This window comes from Lentzea chajnantorensis (assembly GCF_054300775.1).
In genome coordinates this window covers 4,170,721-4,186,999 of sequence record NZ_JBSDZT010000002.1, presented here as the reverse complement: position 1 = coordinate 4,186,999, position 16,279 = coordinate 4,170,721, and the positions used below count along the sequence as shown (strand labels likewise).

Here is a 16,279-nt window from a genome sequence, read left to right as displayed (position 1 = left end):
GTGCCTGTTTCCCCTATGCCCAGCGGGGAAACGCTCCGGTGTCGAGGTCGAATAGATCCAGTACACGACCCACGGTGTGGTCCACGACGTCGTCGAGCGTCCGCGGGCGGGTGTAGAAAGCCGGCACCGTCGGCGCGATGATCGCACCGTTCTCAGTGGCCGTGGCCATGTTCCGCAGATGCGTCAAGGTGAGAGGCGTCTCCCGCACCATCAGGACCAGACGCCGACGCTCCTTGAGCGTGACTTCGGCTGCCCTGGTCAACAAGGTGTCGCACACACCGGTGGCGATCTGTGCCAGCGACTTCACGGAGCACGGAGCGACGATCATGCCTCTGGTGCGGAACGAACCACTGGAAATCGCGGCTGCCATGTCGGAGGGGCTGTGGTGGACATCCGCAAGCGCGGCGATCTCACGCACCGACAGGTCGCACTCGTAGGGCAGCGCCTTCCGGGCGCCGACGGAGATGACCAGGTGGGACGGTATCTCCAACGTTCGCAGAACCTGGAGCAGACGGATTCCGTAGATCATCCCGCTGCCGCCGCTGATCCCGACCACCACGGGCAGGTCGCGGCCGCGATGAGGCTCGTCCAGGTGGCGACGGTGCTGCCCGTTGACACTCAGCTCCCCCATGGTCATGCGAGCGAACCTCCGTTGCCTGTCCGGCGGTCGCCGTACAGGTCGACGAGGACCTTGTGACGCAGCTCCACCGGGTAGTTGTCGGCGAACGCGGTGCTCCGCGACGCAAGTAGGTCAGCAGGGGTCAAACAGTCCAGCACTTCGACCGGGCCGCGTGCGGCCTTGCGTTCCGCGTCGTCGTAGGACACGACCCCCGCCGGGATCCGCTGGTCGGTGACGACCTGACGTCCGGTGGCAGGGTGGCACCGGGTTGCCCAGGCCCACATCAGATCGCGGTGGTCGGACAGCTCGATGTCCTGGTCCAGCACCATCAGCCTGTTGATCCACCAGCCCGCGTGAACGGCGCCAGGTGCCTTGCACACCTCCAGCACGCGCCGCGCCAACTCGGACGAGGTCGCCTTGGTGCGTTGCCGCCAGTCCGGTGCAACCGACACCGCGAGCATGGTGCATCCGCTTTCTGGAACGACCCAGGCGGACGTGATCGGCAGTCCGGCTGACCGCAGCTCGTTCAGGAGGACGGCGGCGATGGCGGGTCCGCAGATGGTGTGGTCCTCGTCCACGGGTTTGCCGCCGCAGACGACCGGCAGGATCGGGTCGTTTCGATGAGTGATCGCGGTGATGTGGTAAACCGGGCGCAACTTAGTACCTGAGCCGAGATAGCCGTGGTACTCACCGCTCGGTCCCTCCGGCCAGGTCTCGTACATGTCCAGGTAGCCCTCGATGACGAGCTCCGAGGAAGCGGGAACGTCGACGTCCACCGTCTTGCACCGCACGGTCTTCATCGGCTCGCCGAAGTAACCACCGAGGAAGTCCGCCTCGTTCACGCCGTCGGGCAGCGGCATCCCGCCCACGAACAACGCCGCGGGCGGTGCTCCCTGCACGAGTGCGAACGGCATCGGCTCGCCTCGCTCCTGCCACATCCGGCGGATGACGTTGTTGTGCTGGTCCCCGCTGACCACACCCGTCATGCGCCGACCGTCGATCAGCATGGCGCGGGCGACCGACCAGTTCGTCCACTTCCGGTCAGGGCTGTTCAGCACGAAGATGCCCAGCGTGTTCAGGTATCGGCCACCGTCTCCGACGTGCAGCAGCGGAACCGGCAGGTCGGTCAAGTCCGCGTCGTCGCCGAGCAGGACGTTTTCCTGACAGGGCGCCTCTTGCACCACGACCGGGGCAATCGGATCGTTGCGCAGTGCGGCGGCGAGCTCTTCGACGATGCGCGGACCGGGTGTCGCCGGGTCCAATCCCAGCGCGACCGCGACTCTGGCCATCCTGGCACCGGGATCAGAGCTGTAGGCCAGAGGAGCGCCGGCCACGCGGTACCCGTCGTGGCCCAGGATGTTGGTGAACAACGGCGCCGGAGCACACGTCTCACTGCTGTGCCGGATGATCGCGCCGATCTCCAGGTCCGTGTCGACCTTCCAGTCGATCTCGCGCAGATCGCCGAGCTCGTCCAACACTTCCAGGTAGTCGCGAAAGCTCCTGGAGCCGTTCCTCGGCTCGGGACGGATGGCCACGGCTGGTTCCCCCATCGTCTACAGCTCCAATTTGCGGCTGACCTCTGGACGCCCTGGCAGAGAACGAAGCAATTCCCGAGCTCACAAGAACGGGGTCCACCCGAGCCTGGAAGCTCCGGTGCGGATCGTCTCGATGCGGTTGACGACCTCGGTCAAGGTTGCGGGGCTCTGATGGGCGTTCTGCGCAAGCCATGCGATCAGCTCGATCTCAAGCGCATCCGCCAGCACCTCGTATCCCTCCCAGTCCTTCACGTCGAATCCGTATCCGCCGACGAAACCCCGATATTCGGCTGCGGTGTGCCAACCGAGTCGGTGGTGGTACAAGGCCACGGGCGTGAGATCCAACTCCCGTGGTCCTACCGCCAAGGTGTCGAGATCTCCCAGGACAGGTGCTCCACGGTGGTCCAGGAAGACGTTCCACACGTTCGCGTCGCCGTGCACGACGCCTTGAGGGAGGGCGAACGAGAGGTCTTCGTACCTGGCCGCCAGGTCGTTCAGGAGGCCGTTGACGAACAACAGGTCCTCTTCGCTCAGTGCTTTCGCGCGATCGAGGCAGGTGCGTGCACGACGAAACGGGTCGGCGACTGGAAGATCAAGTTCCGGAGGTGCTTCCAGGGCGTGGAGATCGCGCAGCAAGCCGGCCAGGTCAGCAGGGCTGCCATGGTCGTTTTTCGTACTCGCTGATTCCCAGAACGTGACGACGTGCCCGTCCAAGAAAAGGGGTTGGTCGACATCGAGCGCGCGAACAGCAGGAACGGACATCCGCGCGAGCCACCGGGCGGATCGCACTTCCCGGTCCACCTGGGCGGCCTGGGCACTGCTGCGGCTGATCCGTGCTACGACAGAGCGTGATCGCAGCCAGAACACGGCGTTTTCGCCGAGACGTATGAGCTCCGCGTCGCCGGAGTCGAGGTCGATCGTCGAACAAGCCGCCTTCAGCACGCCCTGAGCCTGCTGAGCGTCGAACGGGTCATCCATCACAGGTAGCCACCTCGGCACCGATCACTCCGGATTGGACTCCCGCCGCCACGGTCGCGCGGTGTGATGGCGATCGATCGGGGCACAGCCCGAGAGCAGTTGCGAGCTGACGGAGGTCGGTCAAGCCCCCGGCACCGTCATTGGACCTGTTCAGCCACACACCGTGCAGGCCTGCGGAGTCCGCGGCCTGGGCATCGCTGAGCTTCTTGTCGCCGACGTAGGCGACGACGGCAGGGAGATGTCCCATCTCCGCGCATGCGCTCTGGAAGATCCGAGGATGAGGTTTCGACACGCCGGCGGTGTCCACTCCGACGATGCAATCAAACCGCGCAAGCAGCCCGGTGCGGCGAAGTTTGACTCTGGTGTACACGGAGTCGCTGTTGGTCACGATGCCCAACGGAATGTCCCCCAGTGCCGCCAACCCGTCGAGCACATCGGGAAACAGGGTCAGCGACGCTTCGTAGTGCCGGCGATAGCCCAAGAACCAGTCGTACGGATCGTCCAGCGGGGACAGTTCCAGCCAATCGATCATCGCGGCCGCAAGGGCGGTCGCCTGCCCGACGTAGTCGATCAGGCCAGCGAGATAGCGATCGAAGTAGTAGCCCTGCAACTCACCGAACCTTGCCACCGCGGCGGCGGGATCGCAGGCCACGGCCAAAGACCGCAGGTAAGCGGTGATTCCGTCGCGTTCAGCTTTCCCGTAGTCGATCAGGGTGTCGTCTACGTCGAACAACACGGCTTTGATCATGCGACTTACCGCCGCACGAATATCTTGGAGGGCTCCACCCGCACCACTACCCGTTCCTCGCCGCGCTGCGATGCCCAGGGCTTGCCGCAGTAGGCGAGCGACAGTTCGTCGATCAGTTCCATCGCGCCGTCGGGCGTGATCGTGACCGTGCCCTGTACGTGAACGTAGCTACGTGGGCTTTCGGGATCAAACGCCATTACGCTCACCCTCGGGTTCGCTCGCAGGTGGCGGATCTTGACCCGGTTGCTGGCCGCGGAGAACAGCAAACGACCGTTGTCGTACTTGATCCAGACAGGGCTGGACTGCGGGTACCCGGCCGGACTCACGGTGCTGACCGTTGCAATGATCGGCGCTCGGAAGAGGCGTTCCATCTCGTCAGGCTGCAAAGAGGCGGCATCGAGCTCTCCGACCCCGTACGACGGTTTGGACATCGAACCTCCTGAACCAAGATGTGTCGTCTGCTGCAACGAACTGTTCGTCCGATGCAGGCAGCCACGATGTGTTCGACTTCCGAGCCGGCCGGCGTGCGAGCTCACCGGTCCGACGAGCGCAATTCGCCTCCTGGAATCACAGCGGTTACAGGATTCTCTGTTGGGTGTGGACAGTGAACCAAGCGACCCAAGACGTGTCCAGAACTCATTCCAACTCTCGGAACACCTTTCTAAACGAGTTCAGTCCTCGCCACACGCTGTCGGCACCCACAGGTCCGTCGTGTCGCTCATGCGTGTCGGGTGCGGCTAGAAGTTCCTCACAGATTGGTCAACTGTGGTGACTCAACGTTCATGGTCATCGACATTGACGAGGCGTTCCTCGGTCTGGCCACCTGCGTGATCCGCCACGACCGTCCAGGCACGTCGGGTCGGGCAGCAGCACATCGAGCCCGGCCACTGGGCGTCGGTGAGGACTCGACCAAGAGCCACTCAACTCCGGGTGGAAGTTCGCGTCTTGGAGCTGCTCCAAGACGCCAGCAAAGCGGCACTCAATTCATTCGATCAAGTGAGTCACTTAGCTGGACAGCTCAGCCGCTGTCTCGGCGATGAGCTCCACCGACTCGCCGTCGCGGCGCCGTTGCGCCCAGGCATGCCTGATCACGGCATGCCTGGCACCACGGACAGGGTCGTCGGCATCCGGCGCGAAGGTCTCCAGACCTGTCGCCTTGCCGACCAGCGCCGGAAGATCCTCGACTGGGTCGAACAGCACGACGTCATCGGTGACCGCACGGACCAGATTGGCATGCTGTGCCTGTTTCACGCGTTCTCCATCATCGAAAGCTTGGCACTGCTGAAACCCACCAGACGACCAGCCTCGGTCAGGCTGAGCTGCCGTAGATGACGCCACGCAGCGAGCTTCCGCCCGAGAGCGCGTTCGAGCGCCGTGGCCCGGAAGTCCTTTGGCATCGCGGTCTATCCCAGACCTGCCGCAATGCCCAACTCCTCGAACGAGACAAAGCTGCAATCCTGGAGCACGCGGAACGAGGACGCCGCGACCATCCAGCTGGTGGTCGGATCGCCGTAGACGAGGTGCTCGATCTTGATCGGCTGCGGCGCGAACACGCCGGGCCGGTACAAGGTGCCACGGACTCCCATGACGCTGTACTCGCGAACCCGCACTGCGACAGCGCCACGACGAAGCGCAGGACAGCGCTGCAACGAGATCTCTGTGCATGGAACGCAGATGGGAGGTTCCACCGACGCCATGTCTTCAGGCCAGTCCGGTCCCTCGGTCTCCCGGTGATCCCGCATCAACCACAGGACACCGTCCGACGTTCGGTCAGCCGGCTCGGCACAGACCTGACACCGCAGTTCTTTCATCGCCCGCCGCTGCCGTGCCGGATGGACCCGCGCGAAATCGGGTTTGCCTGCACCGTGGCGCTCGGCGACCTTCATCCACAGAACGCCGTGCTCATCGCGGTCGCCCGGCAGCTCGTTCACGTGACCGACGCCATGGCGGTCGGGGCGCACGACCACGCTGCACTGCAGGTTCTGTTCAGCAGACCACGAGGTTACGTGTGGTGCCACGGTGAGACTGCGCTGGTCGGTTTTCGTCATCTCTCCTGTGCTTTCGTTCGTGCCGCTGGTTCGAGACTGTCGTCAGGTCGACGACGAAGTTCACTGAACAAGACCGCTAACTCGCCTGGCGGCGTTGCCGCTGCAATCGCAGTGGCCGCTCTGCCGAAAGCCCGCGGCATCTCGTTCGCGAGCGCACGCGATACTGCCGCCCGGAACGACAGGAGGCCATGCTCTGCCGCGTTCAACTCCCTGCAATCCAGCGCCGAAGTCACCACCACGGCAGCTCGGGCCAGAACAGTGGCCTCCGCTGGCGTCAGATCCACGACAACAACGACCGCCACAGCCATCACCCACCTTGTGCGTTCCCATGGACATCGGCGACAGGTTGTTCACCGCCAGATGGTTCACTCAGGAAAGTGGGACCCGAGTCATTCGACCAGAGCATCAAGTGCGCAGTTCGGTCGCAGTCCGTGCGCATCTTGTACGCATATCTGGCTTGACCTGCAAGGATGCGCGTCCGCTACCGTAGGGTGGAGGCGACGGAGAGGACGTCGATGAGTCCAAAACGCGACGCGTTGATCAAAGCGTGCGAGGACGCCGGTTTCACGATCGACTCCCTGGCTGAGGCTTTGGAAGTCGACCGTTCAACCGTCGCACGGTGGCGCTCAGGCCAGAGACCGCAGGCACGGCAACGAAAGCGGCTCGCTACTGCGCTCGACCTGTCGCTTGCGGATCTCGACGCCGTACTCGCCCAGACCACCCCAGACGGCTCGACCGCTGTCTCGGTCATCTGGCCAGCCCAGTCGTCCACTCAGGACACTCTCTTCGCACGTCTCGACCAAACGCGCAGCCTCGTCGACAGCACCCTCTCGAAAGGACTCGGCTCGATGGGACGCCTGGAGCTGATCGAAGAACGGATCGTCGACTGGATCGACAACTACACCCACACCCCGCCCGCCGAGATGCTCGACGACCTGATGCCGGACCTCCTCGAAGTACGCGAGCTGGCCGACGAGCGGCAGCCCGCAAAGGTGCAGGAACGGTTGTCCACGGCAACCGCGGTGCTCAGCCTGTTGAACGCGGACGCCTTGATGAAGCTCGGTCAGGTCACCCGCGCGCGCTCCTGGTACGGCACCGCTCGTCTGGCCGCCGACGACACCACCGACGGCCTTCTGCGAGCGCAGGTTCGCGCACAGGAAGCAATGCTCCCGTACTACTACGGGCGTCTGGAACGCACCGTCTCCCTGGCGCAGAAAGCTCAGACGCTCGCCGCGGGTGCGGTCAGCAGCGCCACCGCTCTCGCCGCGGCCGCCGAAGGGCGCGCACTCGCGCGGCTCGGTGACGCCGACGGCGCCGAACGCGCGATGGCCACCGCCCAGCGTCTGGTTGACCAGCTCGACACACCATCGACTGACGCCGCGTTCGAGTTCAACGACAAGCGGTTGTTGCTGTACTTGTCCGGCACCCTGACCTACCTCGGCGAGTTCGACCGCGCTCGTCAGGTGCAGCAGGAAGCCCTGCACCGCTACCGTGCCGATCCGACGCTGGTCATCGACCCGGCGCTGATCAAGCTGGACCAGGCCGTCGGCGAGGCTGCCGACGGCGACGTCGACGACGCGTGCGCGCTGGCGGTGAACACGCTTCTCGAACTTCCTGGAGAGCACCGGACGCGAATCGTGCTGACACGCGCAACCGATGTCGTGAAAGCCATACCAACACAGCGGTGGCAGCGTCCCGCAGTCAGTGAGCTGCGCGAACTCGTGGCGCCGGTCAGCAACAACTGATGGCGGCGATCCACGAACTCCCACGCCTGACTGAATCCACGTTCGAACCTGATCGCACCGCGCTCGTCGCGGCCGAGGCGAGCCGGCGGGCTGGTCTCGACCCGGCTGGGATGGTCTTGCTCAGGCATCAGACGAACGCCGTGTACCGGCTCGTCACGGCACCGGTGATCGTGAAGGTCCTGCGCCCGAACATCCGGCACACCGAGAACGTCGTCAGGCTGGTGCGCTGGCTGTCCGAGCGGCACGTTCCCACGCTGTCGCTGCTCGACATCGAGCAGCCGCTGGACATAACCGGCTGCGCAGTGACCTTGTGGCCTTACCTCCCCCAGAACCGCGAGATGTCGGCCGGCGAGATCGCTGAGCCGCTCTTCTCGCTGCACAGACTGACAACAGCGCCGATCGAACTGCCGCAACTTGATGCCCTGGGTGCGATCCGGCGCTCCATCGACTCCAGCACGATCGTGTCGGCTGCTGAGCGAAACCGGCTGGAGCGACATCTCAGCGACGTCACCTCTCGGCTGCAGCAGGTCGAGCTCAGCGAGCCTCGCCTCATCCACGGCGATCCCCAGCACCGCAACACGTTGTGGGACGAAAGCGGTCAGGCGGTCCTCTGCGATTGGGAAAGTGCGGTGTTCGGCCCCGCGGAATGGGACCTCGTGACGATCGAGGTCCACTGCCGCAGGTTCGGGTTCCCTCCGGAGCAGTACGACAACTTCTGCGAGCGCTACGGACGTGACGTCCGGGAGTGGGACGGCTACGAGGTCTTCAGGGATCTCCGCGAGCTGAGGATGATCACCACGAACGCGCGGAAGTCCGCGCCGGGAACCCCGCAGGCCGCAGAGGTCACACGACGGATCGCTCAACTGGGTGACGATCATGCCCAGCCGTGGAGCATCCTCTGACCGTGGGACGAACCCTGGTCGGTCAGTCGGACAGATGCAGCGGTGCCGCGCTCAGTGCGCCGGCGAGAAGGTCGTCGAGCAGATTCGGGAGGCTGGCAGGCAGGAGCTTGTCGGTGCACTGGTGGAGTTCTGGCGCTGACCACCAGCGGCGCTCGATCAACCCGGCTTTCTCGTTCTCGGTGGGCTTGAGCGCGACCTTCGGCTCGGTGTCGGTGATGCGGCCGAGGAACACGTGGTCCTCGCGGTGGTGGTCGCGGCCCTTGTAGTGGAAGCGGGATTCGCGGATCCACAGCTTGTGGCCCAGCGACGGGATGATGATCCCGGTCTCCTCCGCGACCTCGCGCAGGGCGGCGTCCTCCGGCTTCTCGCCCTCGTCGAGGCCGCCGCCGGGGAAGCTCCCACCAGTGGTGGTCGCGATCATGCGGGTCGCAGGCGTGGATGAGCAGCACGCGGTCGTGGGCGTCGAGCAGCAGTACCCGAGCACCGATGCGTGGGCTGGTGGTGGACATCCGGCGGGCGTTCCTCGCGGTCGGCTGACGGGGGGGGTGGCAGCCTGCGCGGGTGGTGCCGGAGTTCAGAACAGCGTGGGTTCCGGTTCGGTGAGCGCGTCGACCGCCGTGACGGGGCCAGACGTTAGCAGCGGCTGCTGTGCGCTCAGCGCCAGCGTGACGGCGAGTCCTGAGCGCAGTCGTAGCGGTAGCCGAGTTCCGGCTGGCGTGCCCAGCTGTTTTCGACCGGGTCAGGGGCGCAGGTGCTGACACAGGTCGGTTAGGCCGTGTCGTTCAGCCAGGCCGGTTTCAACCACCTGCGCCGCGGCCCAAGTCCCTGCTGAGCCAAGCCTCGGCGACGCCGAATGTCTCGACCAAGAGCCACTCAATCCCAGGTTGAAGTCCGCGTCTTGGAGCTGCTCCAAGACGCCAGCAAAGCCGTACCCAATTCGTTCAGTCGAGTGAATCGTTCAGTTGGACAGCTCAGCCGCTGCCTCGGCGATGAGCTCCACCGACTCGCCCTCGTTCAGCGCCAGCGTGCTGAGAGCTTCGAAGCGCCGAACGCACTTCTCCGTCAAGCCCACGTCCTCGACATACTCGCCCTTGATGAACGACTCGAAGTACGCGACGTCGCTGTGCTGGCGGTGCGGAAAGCTGAGCAACGTGAACGACACGCCCGTCACCGGGCAGGCACCCGCAGCGCGCGGCACGACCTTGATCGAGACGGTCTCCAGCTCGCTCAGCTCCATCAGGTGCAGCAGCTGCGCCTTCATCACTCGCGGACCGCCAACGATCGTCCGCAGCACAGCCTCCGGGAACACCGCCCGGACGACGATCGGATTCCTGTCGCCGAGCCGTTGCGCCCAGGCATGCCTGATCACAGCATGCCTCCCACCACGGACAGGGTCGCCGGCATCCACCACGATGTGCGCGTAGCCGGGAATCTGGAGCAGCGAGGGCACGGCATCCGGCGCGAACACACCCACACCCGTGGCCTCACCCACCAGCGCCGGAAGATCCTCGACTGGGTCGAACAGCACGACATCGTCGGTGACCGCACGGACCAGGTTGGCATGCTGTGCCTGCTTCACGACGGTCTGCCACTCCAGGGCCGGCACCTGGTAGACGTAGCCGAGCGCCATGATGTCCAGGACCGCGGACGGCTGGATGGCGTTCTCCATCATCGAAAGCTTGGCACTGCTGAAACCCACCAAGCGACCGGCCTCGGTCAGGCTGAGCTGCCGCGCATCGCGCCACGCGGCGAGCTGCCGCCCGATAGCGCGTTCGAGCGCCGTGGCCCGGAAGTCCCTCGGCATAGCCGCTTATCCCAGACCTGCCGCAATGCCCAGCTCCTCGAACGAGACAAAGCTGCAGTCCTGGAGCAGGCGGAACGAGGACGCCGCGACCATCCAGCTGGTGGCCGGATCGCCGTAGAGAAGATGCCCCATCCCGGCCGGCTTGAGACCGAAGACCCCCTGCGTGTACAGGGTTCCTCTCACTCCCATGACGTTGAACTCCCGCACTCGGACCGCGACAGCACCACGTCGGAGCGCTGGACACCGCTGCATCGCGACCGGGACACACCGGGCACAGATCGGAGGCTCTACCGAGGCCATGTCCTCCGGCCAGTTCGGACTGTCTCCTCGGAAGTCCCGCATCAGCCACAGGACGCCCTCCGCGGTGCGGTCAGCCGGTTCGGCGCACACCTGGCACAGCAGATTGTTGATCGCCTGTCGCTGCCGCGCCGGGTGCACCCGCGCGAACTCCGGCACACCCACACCGTGCCGCTCCGCGACCCGGTTCCACAGCACGCCGTGCGCGTCCCGATCTCCCGGAAGCTCGTTGGCGTAGCCCACTCCGCGCCCGTCCGCACGCACCAGCAACGTGCAGTGCAGATCATGCTCAGCCGACCACGACGTCACATACGGCGCGAGGACGCGGCTGAGTTCGGCGGTTCCGACTTCGGTCGTCATCACCCTGTTCTTTCGTTTTCGGCATGTCCAACCCCTGCTCGTCTGACGCGCAGCCCGATCCGCAAAGCTCGGAACGTTGAGGCCGTCCGGTCGTCTTGCGCCATTCGCTGTCGCACTTGGGGCACTCCGGCCACAGCCAGTCCGGGTACTTCGGCGGCTCGACCTCCGGGACGACCAGCTGCTCGCCGCACGGTAATTCGATCCGGCTCCCCGGCAACACGAAGCAGCGCGGAACGGCGTGACGCGCTCCGCGGTACGGGAACCAGCGGAACGGCTCCGGCGGTGTGCAGCTGCTCAAAGTCATCGACGGGTCCACGGCTGCCTGCGCTGACACGGCCATCCCCTCCTTTCGGATGCCAACCGGTGAGTGGGATTGACTAAACGGCGAGACCCGGTCCGCTGACCACGTCGCAGACGCCACGCCCGTGCCACACGAACGCAACACGCAAGCGACTGACCAGCCACAACGTTGACTGACCTGATCGAGTGAAAGCAAAATTCTCGTCTGGACAACCGCCATTCGCCGAAACTGGCGCGATACGCTGGCGGCCATCGACTGACACTCGGGAGCATCAATTGGCCAGGTGGCGAAGTGCGTTCGCGCAGCGCCGGGAGGCCATGGGCTTCACCCAGGAGGGATTGGCCAAGCTCTTGGGGGTCGACCGGGTGACGGTGGGCAGGTGGGATCGACTGGAGAACCCACCGGATGCGTTCATCCAGCCTCGGCTGGCCGCCGCACTGGAAATCACCACCGCTGAGCTGATCGAGCTCCTCCACCCGGAACAGAAGCCGCTCCGGCCCGTCGAGGTTTTGCAGAAGACACGGCAGTCAGGGCCTGACGCCGTGCACCGCATCCAGGGCGCCGCGCTGGCGTTCCAAGAGACGGATCGGAGGCTCGGCGGGGGCGTGCTGCTTCCCTCTGTCGAGCTCTACCTCAGCCGGGAGATCGCACCGCTCCTGCTCGACGCGCACAGCGGTACCGCTGCGGCAGGAATCTTCTCCGCCGCGGCCTCCATGACGGAGATCGCGGGCTGGATGACCCACGACAGTGGGCAGAACTCCCGCGCTCGTGCCTACTTCGAGCGCGCGTTCCGCTTGGCCGTCGCCGCCGAGAACAACGCGCTGGCCGGTAACGCGTGCGCGTCGATGTCGCACCTCGCCATCGAACTGGGACAGCACACCGACGCCCTGCGAATCGCGACCACTGGAATCACCAAGACGAGCCAGGCAGACGGCACGCTCCGGCTCACCGCGCGACTGCATGCGATGCGCGCCCGAGCACTCGCCCTCACCGGAGAGAATCAGGCCTGCGCCGAGTCACTCGACACCGCTGAGTCTTTGCTCGACCAGGCGACGAACGAGAAGCCGGCCGACTGGATCGCCAACTTCGACGAGGCGTCGCTCGCCAGCGAGGCGGCCCAGTGCTTCCTCGACCTCGCCGAGTACGCCGAAGCGGAGCAGCGCGCGACCACCGCCATCCAGCTCCGCACCGGCGACCGCGTCCGCAGCAGGGCATTCGGCCAGCTCACGATGGCGAACATCCTGATCGGCGCCGGCCGACTCGACGAAGCCGCCGCGTTCGGCAACGAGGTCTGCAAGGTGACGGCCTCGCTCAGCTCGACCCGCGTCCTTGATCAGCTCAACGCCCTGGGGCGTACCTTGGCGTCGGCGCGCAGCGTCCCCGAGGTGGCGCACTTCCTGGCCACCCTGGGCGCGCTCAGCCAGGTATCCGACGCCAAGGAAGGTCAAACTGCGACGTGGCCGGTCTGACTGACGACGACGCCCGGTTCGCCTATCTCGCCGAGGGCAACGCGAAGCAAGCTCGCAAGCGCGTCGCCGCGGACGTGCTCCTCCGGGACCATCATGGGCGCATCGTGCTGGTGAACCCGACCTACAAGGAGCACTGGGACCTGCCCGGCGGCATGGCCGAGAACAACGAGCCTCCACGTGCCGCCGCGGTCCGTGAAGTCGGCGAAGAGCTGGGCCTGTCGATCCAGCCGGGCCGAGTACTCCTACTCGATTGGATCGGCCCGCACGGTCCGTGGGATGACCAGCTGCTCTTCATCTTCGACGGCGGCGTGCTGGTGAAAGACGAGGTGGAGCAGCTCGCGCCGCGCGATCCCGAGGTCAGCGAAGTCGCCGCAGTGCCGTTCCAGGAGGCGTGCCAGCTGCTCCGCGCCGATATGGCGAAACGGCTCGAACGCGCACTCCACGCGCTGGAACACAGCTCGACCGACTACTCGGAGAGCCCTCAGTGAAGTATTGACTGACTACAGCCGTTCGCCGAGCAACCGATCGAACCGAGCCACAGGTTCCCGTCGAGCCTGCTTGTGCAGCAGTCTGGTAGTGCGACGAGCTCGTCCGGACACATCTTTCTTGCCACTCTGCTTCCGGTCGTCTGATTCATCGACAACCAGCATCGGCACGAACAGCTTGACCGGAGCCGTTGCCGCTACCTAGCAGGTCAAGCACCAGTTCACAGCGCCGCCCAGACACACCCGATAGGCACCTAACCCCGCTCACCAGCAAGAACGACGCCACGAAGCCGCCCTCAAGCTCGGATCACACTTCCGATGAGGACAGTTTCACGCCTGCGTCCTGCATCATGGCACCGTGCGGTTTCTCGTCTCGTTGCTGGCAGTCGCCGTCCTGGCGGCCTCGCTGCTGTTGACGATCTCCAACGACCCGCCGACGGTCGCGGTCGCGAGTGGCAGTCCGGAGAGCAAGGTGACCGACCCGGTGCCCTTGCTGGAGTTGGCGACGCCGCACGAGCAGGGGTTGTTCTGGACGTTGTCGCAGGCTGAGGCTAAGACCGCGGCCGAAGTGCACGGCATGCAGGTGCAGGCGGATGCGCGGGTGGGGTACCTGCGGCGGCAGGCGTTCGAGGGGTCGACGCCGCTGTACCGGCTGCGCAAGCAGGGGCGGATCGCGTACATGCTCACGTCGTCCGCGGCCGAGCGGGACCAGTTGACCTCTGGGGACGACCCGTTGTTCCGGTACGAGGGGGTGATCGGGCACCTGTCCGTGTCGCCGCAGCCGGGGACCGAGGTGCTCTACCGGGTGCACAAGGAGGGGGCGGCCGACTCGTGGCGGCCGGCGTTGGCGTCGCGGTTGGGGGCCATGCGGGCGCTCGGATACGACCAGGTCGACGGGCCCCTGGGGTACGTGTACCCGCGGTGGATCCGGGCTGGGGCGATCTACTTCGGCGCGTTCGACGCGCAGGGCAACCGGGCCATGATGGACCGCATCGGGCGGTACTACGGCAAGGAGTTCGAGAACGACTGGTGGGGTGGCGTCCGGCACGCGCGGGACGGCAACCCGAAGGCGGTGCGGCACTGGCCGGATGAGGACTTCTCGCACCTCAAGCCCTCGATCGGGTACTACGACGACTCGAAGCCGGAGACGCTGGAGCAGCACATCAAGCAGGCCGCGGGTGCGGGGCTGGACCACTTCGCGTTCTACTGGTACTGGAACCCCGGTGCGGCCAATGAGCAGTACGCGGCGGGGTTGCGGGCGTTCCTGGCCGCGCGGAACCGGGGCGACATGAAGTTCACGGTGCTGCCGTGCATCCACCCGTGGCGCGGTGGGGCCGGTGGGACGTTGCGGATGCCGTCCGAGCAGATCGACCGGGCCGCGGAGATCCTCGTCGACGACTACCTCAGCCAGCCGAACATCCTGCGCGCCAACGACGGGCGGCCGATGTTGCAGCTCTGCGACGTGCGGGGCATCGGCAAGGTCAACGACCGGCCGGAGAACGACAAGAGCGACGAGATCGACGACGCGGCGGTGCGGCGGTTCACCGACGCGATCCGGACGCGGGCCAGGGCCACGCTCGGTGAGGAGGTCATGATCACGATGACCACTGACAACGGGTTCCCGGGGCCGCAGCACGGGGTCGACGGCAGCTACTGCCCCGGGCGGTTCACCGGCTCGTACGAGCAGTACGTGGCCGGGGAGCGCGAGTGGTTCGGCACCATCCCCGGTGCCGTGGTCCGGTGCGCCACGTCGGACTTCGACGAACGGCCGCGGATCGGCATCAGCACGCAGGACCCGGTGACGTCCAGTGACAGCCCCGAGGAGGCCAAGGCCAAGCTGCACGCGGCCTTCCGCTGGTACGAGGACCAGTCGCCGGAGGGTTTCCGCAGGGTGCTCGGCGCCGTCCGGGACGACATCGACGCGTCCGCGCGGTCGTCGGCCGTGGACAACTTCGTGCTGTTGTACGCCTGGAACGAGTGGCACGAGGGCGGCGTCATCGAGCCGAACGAGCGCGACGGGTGCCGGTACCTCGACATCGTCCGGTCCGAGCTGCGGCTCAGGAACGGCACCGGGTGCGTCGCCGTGCCGTGAGGCCGGGCGTCACCCCCTGGCCAGCTCACCGAGCCGCGCGAGGAGCTTCGTGAGCCCGGTCGGCGCCTCCGGCAACGACTCGGTGCTCGTGTGCAGCTCCACCCTGCCGTCCGGGTAGGCCAGCGCGGTCACCACGACGTCGTCCGCGCCCAGCCGGCGCGATGCCTGGCCCAGCACGCCGCCGCAGGTGGCGAACACGGTCAGCACCAGGTCGCCGAACGGCTGGTCGGGGAAGCGGGGCAGCACGAGGCTCGTCGGGCGGCCGTACTCGGCGTCGAACGCGGAGGAGAGCAGGCCGCCGGACACGTAGGGCGCGGTGAAGTTGAGGACGCCCTGCACGCGGTCGCCGGCGCGGGTCGAGGCCGGCATCGGGCGGCCCGCGGCGTCCACCGGGACGATCGCGAGCACGTAGCCGACGCACCACGACTCGGGTTTGACCATCGTGATCCACCCGCTGGTGCTGTCGAGCCGGCCGGAGGCGGGGACGACCGGCCAGCGCGGCGGCGTGAAGGCGACCTCGGCCTTCCACTCCACGCCGACGGTGTCCGGGTGCTGGGTCACGACGGCGGTGGTGACCCGCCCGCCGCCGGGCCCGAACACCGCAGAGGACGGTGCCTGGCCGGTGGAGGGCCGCAGCGTGACGGTGGAGGACGCCACCAGCTGGCTGCCCACCACGACCACGGTCGGGGAGACGGTCTGCTGCGGGTCGACCTGGCGGACGTCGGCCGCGCCGCGGTCGGCCAGCAGCGTGCCCAGCGGGGTGTCGAGCGTGTGGTGTTCGACCGCGGGGTACCAGTCGTCGGGGTTGGCGGTCGGGATCACCGCCGTGGCGCGGACCGTGCCGGGGATCGTGCGGGCCACACCCTGCTCCAGCGCGGTGCGCCAGGCCAGCACGC

At 66.4% G+C, this 16,279-nt stretch carries 18 protein-coding genes; 5 read left to right on the top strand and 13 right to left on the bottom strand.

Annotation, left to right across the window (positions count from 1 at the left end; all coding sequences use genetic code 11):
* Positions 1-13: 13 nt before the first annotated feature.
* The 8 genes from ACVDFE_RS21180 to ACVDFE_RS21145 form a co-directional block, all read right to left on the bottom strand.
* Entirely contained in the window at positions 14-637 is a 624-nt protein-coding gene (locus ACVDFE_RS21180) for a UbiX family flavin prenyltransferase (protein ID WP_458431563.1), read from the bottom strand.
* On the bottom strand, positions 634-2,154 hold the full coding sequence (locus tag ACVDFE_RS21175) for a UbiD family decarboxylase (RefSeq protein WP_458431562.1): 1,521 nt from the start codon (positions 2,152-2,154) through the stop codon (positions 634-636). The genes ACVDFE_RS21180 and ACVDFE_RS21175 overlap by 4 nt, the downstream gene beginning before the upstream one ends.
* Before the next feature lie 81 nt (positions 2,155-2,235).
* Positions 2,236-3,132: a phosphotransferase gene (locus tag ACVDFE_RS21170; RefSeq protein WP_458431561.1), complete on the bottom strand. Its 897-nt coding sequence runs from the start codon at positions 3,130-3,132 to the stop codon at positions 2,236-2,238.
* A complete protein-coding gene (locus tag ACVDFE_RS21165) occupies positions 3,125-3,880 on the bottom strand; it encodes an HAD family hydrolase (protein WP_458431560.1) in 756 nt (251 codons plus the stop codon). Before ACVDFE_RS21165 ends, ACVDFE_RS21170 begins: the two co-directional genes overlap by 8 nt.
* A gap of 5 nt (positions 3,881-3,885) precedes the next feature.
* The gene (locus ACVDFE_RS21160) at positions 3,886-4,311 is read right to left on the bottom strand and encodes a PPOX class F420-dependent oxidoreductase (RefSeq protein ID WP_458431559.1); all 426 of its coding nucleotides are present in this window, start codon (positions 4,309-4,311) and stop codon (positions 3,886-3,888) included.
* Positions 4,312-4,885: 574 nt separating this feature from the next.
* Complete coding sequence (locus tag ACVDFE_RS21155; RefSeq protein ID WP_458431558.1) at positions 4,886-5,131, bottom strand: hypothetical protein; 246 nt, start codon at positions 5,129-5,131, stop codon at positions 4,886-4,888.
* Positions 5,128-5,277, bottom strand: a complete 150-nt coding sequence (locus ACVDFE_RS21150) for a helix-turn-helix domain-containing protein (protein ID WP_458431557.1) — start codon at positions 5,275-5,277, stop codon at positions 5,128-5,130. Before ACVDFE_RS21150 ends, ACVDFE_RS21155 begins: the two co-directional genes overlap by 4 nt.
* A gap of 6 nt (positions 5,278-5,283) precedes the next feature.
* Positions 5,284-5,928: a hypothetical protein gene (locus ACVDFE_RS21145; RefSeq protein WP_458431556.1), complete on the bottom strand. Its 645-nt coding sequence runs from the start codon at positions 5,926-5,928 to the stop codon at positions 5,284-5,286.
* Between the two features lie 515 nt (positions 5,929-6,443).
* On the opposite strand from ACVDFE_RS21145, the gene ACVDFE_RS21140 reads away from it, so the two are divergent.
* On the top strand, positions 6,444-7,673 hold the full coding sequence (locus ACVDFE_RS21140; RefSeq protein WP_458431555.1) for a helix-turn-helix domain-containing protein: 1,230 nt from the start codon (positions 6,444-6,446) through the stop codon (positions 7,671-7,673).
* Entirely contained in the window at positions 7,673-8,575 is a 903-nt protein-coding gene (locus ACVDFE_RS21135) for a phosphotransferase family protein (protein WP_458431554.1), read from the top strand. Before ACVDFE_RS21140 ends, ACVDFE_RS21135 begins: the two co-directional genes overlap by 1 nt.
* A gap of 22 nt (positions 8,576-8,597) precedes the next feature.
* Here ACVDFE_RS21135 and ACVDFE_RS21130 read toward each other — a convergent pair whose 3' ends face one another.
* The 4 genes from ACVDFE_RS21130 to ACVDFE_RS21115 all read right to left on the bottom strand — a co-directional run bounded on the left by ACVDFE_RS21130 (position 8,598) and on the right by ACVDFE_RS21115 (position 11,340).
* A complete protein-coding gene (locus ACVDFE_RS21130) occupies positions 8,598-8,996 on the bottom strand; it encodes an NUDIX domain-containing protein (RefSeq protein ID WP_458431553.1) in 399 nt (132 codons plus the stop codon).
* A gap of 537 nt (positions 8,997-9,533) precedes the next feature.
* On the bottom strand, positions 9,534-10,379 hold the full coding sequence (locus ACVDFE_RS21125; protein ID WP_458431552.1) for a helix-turn-helix domain-containing protein: 846 nt from the start codon (positions 10,377-10,379) through the stop codon (positions 9,534-9,536).
* A 6-nt stretch (positions 10,380-10,385) separates the two neighbouring features.
* Positions 10,386-11,036 (bottom strand): hypothetical protein, encoded by a 651-nt coding sequence (locus tag ACVDFE_RS21120; protein WP_458431551.1) that lies wholly within the window; start codon positions 11,034-11,036, stop codon positions 10,386-10,388.
* Entirely contained in the window at positions 10,966-11,340 is a 375-nt protein-coding gene (locus ACVDFE_RS21115; protein ID WP_458434370.1) for a zinc finger protein, read from the bottom strand. The genes ACVDFE_RS21120 and ACVDFE_RS21115 overlap by 71 nt, the downstream gene beginning before the upstream one ends.
* Positions 11,341-11,522: 182 nt before the next feature.
* Here ACVDFE_RS21115 and ACVDFE_RS21110 point away from each other — a divergent pair, with 182 nt between their 5' ends.
* From ACVDFE_RS21110 to ACVDFE_RS21100, 3 genes are all read left to right on the top strand, one after another.
* Complete coding sequence (locus ACVDFE_RS21110) at positions 11,523-12,806, top strand: helix-turn-helix domain-containing protein (protein WP_458431550.1); 1,284 nt, start codon at positions 11,523-11,525, stop codon at positions 12,804-12,806.
* Positions 12,794-13,294, top strand: coding sequence for an NUDIX domain-containing protein (locus tag ACVDFE_RS21105; RefSeq protein ID WP_458431549.1), 501 nt, complete (start codon positions 12,794-12,796; stop codon positions 13,292-13,294). Before ACVDFE_RS21110 ends, ACVDFE_RS21105 begins: the two co-directional genes overlap by 13 nt.
* Before the next feature lie 355 nt (positions 13,295-13,649).
* Complete coding sequence (locus ACVDFE_RS21100; RefSeq protein ID WP_458431548.1) at positions 13,650-15,383, top strand: glycoside hydrolase family 99-like domain-containing protein; 1,734 nt, start codon at positions 13,650-13,652, stop codon at positions 15,381-15,383.
* Between the two features lie 9 nt (positions 15,384-15,392).
* On the opposite strand, the gene ACVDFE_RS21095 is transcribed toward ACVDFE_RS21100, so the two are convergent.
* Positions 15,393-16,277, bottom strand: a complete 885-nt coding sequence (locus ACVDFE_RS21095; RefSeq protein ID WP_458431547.1) for a hypothetical protein — start codon at positions 16,275-16,277, stop codon at positions 15,393-15,395.
* Positions 16,278-16,279: the final 2 nt, after the last annotated feature.